1 protein-coding gene (only partly in view) is annotated in these 6000 nt (G+C 67.4%); it reads left to right on the top strand.

The genetic code is table 11. The annotated features are described in order from the left end of the window. Positions 1–6000: part of a non-ribosomal peptide synthase/polyketide synthase coding region (locus WAW17_RS32625; RefSeq protein ID WP_422336965.1), annotated on the top strand (this coding region is incomplete at its 5' end). The annotated region continues 22595 nt past the right edge of the window; the window shows 6000 of its 28595 annotated nt.

The raw sequence follows: 6000 nt of genomic DNA, 5'->3' as shown, positions 1-6000 counted from the left end.
GTCCCGGACAGACCGCCGAACGTTTCGTCGCGAATCCGTACCGTGGTGGCGAACGGATGTACCGTACCGGCGACATCGTCCGCTGGGTGACCGCCCCGGACGGGCGCGATGTGCTCGAGTTCCTCGGGCGCACCGACTTCCAGGTCAAGATCCGCGGATTCCGCATCGAACTCGGCGAGATCGACTCGGTGTTGTCCGCGCACCCCGCAGTGGAATTCGCGCACACACTCGGCCACGACGACGGCTCGGACAATACGCGTCTCGTGTCGTACGTCTTGCCCGCCGCGGGCGCCGTGATCGACACCCGCGAGCTCGCGGAATTCGCCGCGAGGAGCCTGCCCGCCTACATGGTGCCGTCCTCGATCACGTTCCTCGACGCTCTCCCGCTCACTCCGGCGGGAAAGCTCGATCGAAAGGCGCTTCCCGCCCCGGTTTTCGCGGCGCGGTCCGACGTGGTCGTCAGGCCGCGCACGGTCACCGAGGAGGTCCTCGCGGGAGTCTTCGGTGACGTGCTCGGAATCGCCGAGGTGAGTACCGTGACCAGCTTCTTCGAGCTGGGCGGAAACTCGCTGATGGCCACCCAGGTGGTGTCCCGGGTGGGTGAGGCGCTCGGCGTCCGGATCGGCGTTCGCGACCTGTTTCAATCCCCGTCCGTCGCCCAGCTCGCTGTCGCGGTGGCCCAGGCCGCGCCGTCCTCGGCCGGCCGGCCGGTGCTCGAGCGGCAGGAGCGCCCCGACCAGGTTCCGCTGTCCATTGCGCAGCAACGGATGTGGTTTCTCAATCAGTTCGATCCGGCATCACCCGCCTACAATCTTCCGATCGCGCTGCGGCTCACCGGGAAGCTCGATCCGAGCGCGCTGCGGTCGGCCCTCGAGGACGTGCAGGAACGCCATGAGACCTTGCGCACGGTCTTCCCCGATAGCGCGGAAGGTCCGCACCAGGTAGTCCTGCCGGTCGCCGGCATGCTGCCGCAGGTGCCGGCAGAGGCGGACGGCTCCTCGATCACCGAGAAGGTGATCGGTCTCGCGAGTGCCGGTTTCGATCTCACCGCCGAGATTCCGCTGCGCGCCGGGCTGTTCCGCGAGGCCGAGGATCGGCACGTCCTCGTACTCGTCGTGCACCACATCGCCGCGGACGGCTGGTCGATGGGCCCACTGGCCGCCGACGTCATGACCGCCTACTCGGCACGCGTTCAGGGCCGGGCGCCCGGATGGACGCCGCTGTCGGTGCAGTACGCCGACTACAGCGTCTGGCAACACGAACTGCTGGGCTCGGAGGACGACACGGACAGTCTGGTCGCCCGGCAGATAGCGCATTGGCAGAGCGTGCTGGCCGGCGCGCCGCAGGTGATCGACCTTCCCACCGACCGGCCGCGTCCGGCGAACATGTCCCACCGCGGTGGCCGTGTCGAAGTCGAGATCCCGGGGCGGGTGCACGAGCAGCTCACCCGACTCGCGCAGAGCACCGGTACCACGGTGTTCATGGTGACCCACGCAGCCCTCGTGGTGCTGTTCTCGCGTCTCGGCGCCGGACCGGACATCGTGGTCGGGACCCCGGTCGCCGGCCGCGGCGAGCAGGCGCTGGACAACCTGGTGGGCATGTTCGTCAATACCCTGGTACTCCGCACGAGCGTCGAGTCCGGGGACAGTTTCACCGATGTCCTGAATCATGTCCGGGACGTGGATCTGGCGGCTTTCTCCCACGCCGATGTCCCGTTCGAGCGTCTCGTCGAGGTGCTCAGCCCCGAGAGATCTGCCGCGCATCACCCGATGTTCCAGGTGATGCTGTCGTTCCAGAACACCGCGCCCGCCTCGGTGGAGCTGCCCGGTCTGGATGTCGAGGCGGCGGAGATCGACGTTCACGTCGCGAAGTTCGACCTGCAGCTGACGGTCACCGAACAACGTACCGCCGCCGGGACGCCCGGCGGCCTGGCGGCGAGTTTCGAATACGCCACCGACCTCTTCGACGAGACGACAGTCGAGTCGATGGCCCGGCGGTTCGTGCACATGCTCGACACGATCGCGGAGGATGCCGCCATCGTCGTCGGTGATCTTCCGATCCTCGACGCGGTGGAGGGTCGTCGCCTTCTCGACACCTGGAACGACACCGGCCGCCCGATGCCCCGGGTGTGCCTCCCCGAACTGTTCGACGCGCAGGTGGCCCGCACACCGGCTGCGATCGCGGTGGTGTTCGAGGATCGCACGCTGTCCTATGCCGAACTTGATTGCCGCGCAAATCGTCTGGCGCGTCATCTGATCGAGAGGGGAGTGGGACCCGAGTCCCGGGTCGGGTTGGCGATGCGACGGTCACCGGACCTGCTGGTGGGTATGTACGCGATCGTCAAGGCGGGCGGCGCCTACGTTCCGATCGATCCGGATCATCCGGTCGATCGGATCGGGTACGTACTCGACTCCGCGGAGCCCGTCTGCGTTCTCACGACCTCGGCTGACCGGAGCGCACTTCCCGAGGGAGCGACGTTCGTCGAGATCGACCGGATCTCGCTGGATTCCTATGCCGACGACACGGTGACCGACGCCGATCGTCCGGCCCCGCTTCGCCCGGACAATCCCGCATACGTCATCTACACCTCGGGGTCCACCGGGCGGCCCAAGGGTGTGTCGGTTCCGCACCGCGGGATCGTCAACCAACTGCTGTGGATGCAATCGAAGTACGCGCTCACCGGCCGGGACGTGTTTCTGCAGAAGACCGCAACCACGTTCGACGTGTCACTGTGGGGCTACTTCTGGCCGCTGCAGGTGGGCGCGACGATGGTGCTGGCCACCCCGGACGGTCACCGCGATCCGGAATACCTCGCCCGCGTCATCGACGAGCACGGTGTCACGGTCACCGATTTCGTGCCGTCGATGCTCGACGCCTTCGTTGCGTCCCTGCCTGCCACATCCTGTACCACGCTGCGGCATGTGTTCGCGATCGGCGAGGCGCTTCCTCCCGAGACCGTGACCCGGTTCCGGACGATGTCGGCCGCAGCTCTGCACAACCTGTACGGGCCCACCGAGGCCGCGGTCTCGGTCACCTACTGGGACACGGCGGATGCCACCACCGGCACCGTGCCGATCGGCAGGCCCGAGTGGAACACCCAGGTCTACGTTCTCGATTCGCGTCTGCACCCAGTTCCGCCCGGTGTCGCCGGTGAGCTCTATCTGGCGGGCGAGCAGCTCGCCCGCGGGTATCTGGGCCGGGTGGATCTCACCTCCGACCGGTTCGTGGCCAATCCGTTCACCACCGGTCTGCGGATGTACCGCACCGGCGACCTGGTGCGGTGGCGCCACACGGGTGACGAGGACGCGGGCGTACTCGAATACATCGGGCGCACCGACTTCCAGGTGAAGTTCCGCGGCCAGCGCATCGAGCTCGGCGAGATCGAAACCGTGCTGCGGGCACATCCGTCGGTCACCGGTGCTGCCGTGCTGGTCCACACCGATCCGGGCACCGGCGATCACCTGGTCGCGTACGTGGTACCCGAGCCCGAACACGACCTCGACGCCGCCCTGCTCCGTGAGCTCGCGGCCACTTCGTTGCCGCCATACATGATCCCCGCAGCGTGGGTGGTACTCGACGGGTTCCCCCTGAACACCAGCGGCAAGCTCGACCGTAAGGCCCTGCCCGCGCCCGAGTTCTCGGTGACGGCGACCGAATACACCGCCCCACGGACAGCGCTGGAGAAGGCCCTCGCCGACGTGTTCGCCGAGGTCCTCGGAACCGCGCGGATCGGTATCCACGACAACTTCTTCGAACTCGGCGGCAATTCGCTGATCGCCACCCGGGTGATATCCCGCGTGCGGGCCGAGTTCGACGCACCGCTCGCCCTGCGTGATCTGTTCGATGCCCCCAGCGTCGAGGCACTCGCGCAGCGCATCGAGGGCTCGGCGAAGACGGCTCCTCGCCCGCCGTTGGTTGCCGCCACACGACCGGTCCGAATCCCGTTGTCCCCGGCGCAGCGTCGGATGTGGTTCCTCAACCAGTTCGACACCGCGTCCGCGGCGTACAACATGCCGTTTGCACTGCGACTGTCGGGCACGCTCGACAGTGACGTGCTACTGGCCGCGATCTCAGACGTCCTGCACCGTCACGAGACGCTGCGCACCGTGTATCCGGATTCGGCGGACGGTCCACATCAGGTGATCGTGGACGTCGCCGACGTGCCGGTCGCTCAGGGAGTGCACCTCATCGCCGAGTCGGAGGTGCCGGCGCGGCTGTTGACGCTTGCCACCGAAGGTTTCGACGTCACGTCCGTGGTGCCCCTGCGGACAGCGCTGCTGCGGCTGTCCGAGACCGAACACGTCCTGGCCGTGGTCGTGCACCACATCTCCGCGGACGGATCGTCGATGGCACCCCTCGCGCGCGACATCATGCTCGCTTACACCGAACGCGCCGCAGACCGGGCACCGGCTTGGGCCCCTCTGGAGGTGCAGTACGCGGACTACAGCCTCTGGCAGCAGGACTTCCTCGGTGACGAGACCGACGATCGATCACCTGCCGCCGAGCAGATCGCCTTCTGGTCGGTGGCGCTGGACGGCATCCCGGATCTGCTCGAGTTGCCGACCGATCGGCGCCGCCCCGCTGTGTCGACCGGGTCGGGTGCCACGGTCAGGTTCGTGGTCGAGGCGGACACCGTGAAAGCGGTCGCGGATCTCGCGGCCCGGTCTGCCGCCACCCCGTTCATGGTGTGGCACGCCGCCCTGTCGGTGTTACTTGCCCGCCTCGCGAACTCCGCCGACGTCACCGTCGGGACACCGGTCGCCGGCCGGTCGGAACCCGGGCTGCAGGAACTGATCGGCATGTTCGTCAACACCCTCACCCTGCGCGTCCAGATTGCCGGTGACCAGTCGTTCGCCGACCTACTTGCGCAGGTACGGGCCTTCGACCTCACCGCGTTCACGCACGCCGACCTGCCATTCGAACGTCTCGTCGAGGTGCTCGACCCGGTCCGATCCACCGCGCATCATCCGCTGTTCCAGGTGGGTCTGTCGTACGAGAACTTCGAACCCGGTGTGCTGGAACTTCCGGGGTTGACGGTCTCCGCCGTGGATCTGAACCCGGAAATCGCCAAGTTCGACCTGAACGTGACCCTCACCGAGATCCGGGACGAGCAAGGCACCGTGTCCGGTCTCGACGGAGCCTTCACCTATGCCACCGATCTGTTCGACCGCGCCACCGTGGAGTCCTTCGCAGCGCGATTCGCGCTGATCGTCTCCGCGGCACTGGCCGACCCCGGCACTGCCGTGGGGGACCTCCCGATGCTCGATTCCGCCGAAACCGCGCATGTTCTGCGCGATTGGAACGCCACGGACGCCGACGTGAGCGGACGGACGCTGCAAGCCTGTTTCGACGAACAGGCGGCGCGCACACCCGACGCCGTGGCCGTCGTCGACCGGGGAAGATCGCTCACATACCGGGAATTCGATTCCCGTGTCAATCGATTGACGCGCAAACTCATCGACGAGGGCGCGGCACCCGAGTCCACGATCGCCGTGGCCGTGCGCCGTTCGGTCGAGTTCCTCATTGCCTTCCACGCGGTACTGCGGTCCGGCGCGGCGTATGTGCCTCTCGACGTCGACCTTCCCGCGGAACGGGCGGCGCACGTCATCGAGACGGCGGCGCCGGTTCTCGTTCTCACCGCGGGGGACGACGAGTTCGCGACGGACTCCGGCACGCCGGTGCTGTCGATCGACGGTCTCGATCTCGATCCCTACGACGATTCGCCGGTGTCGGACCGCGACAGGCGACGGCCCCTCGCAGCCGAGAACCCGGCCTACATCATCTTCACCTCAGGGTCGACCGGCCGCCCCAAGGGAGTGGTCGTCTCGCACGCGAGCCTCGGAAGCCACGTCCGGTACCTGTTGTCTCTGGGCGTGCTCGACGAGACCGACCGGGTGGCGTTCAAGACGCCCCAGTCGTTCGACGCCTCGTTGTGGGAGTTGTTGTGGCCCTTGGCTGTCGGGGCTCGCATCGTGGTCGCGACACCCGACGGGCACAGGG

This window comes from Rhodococcus sp. (in: high G+C Gram-positive bacteria) (assembly GCF_049286785.1).
GTDB lineage: Bacteria > Actinomycetota > Actinomycetes > Mycobacteriales > Mycobacteriaceae > Rhodococcus_F.
The sequence above is the reverse complement of the archived record's forward strand: the minus strand, read 5'-3'. Positions and strand labels throughout refer to the sequence as shown.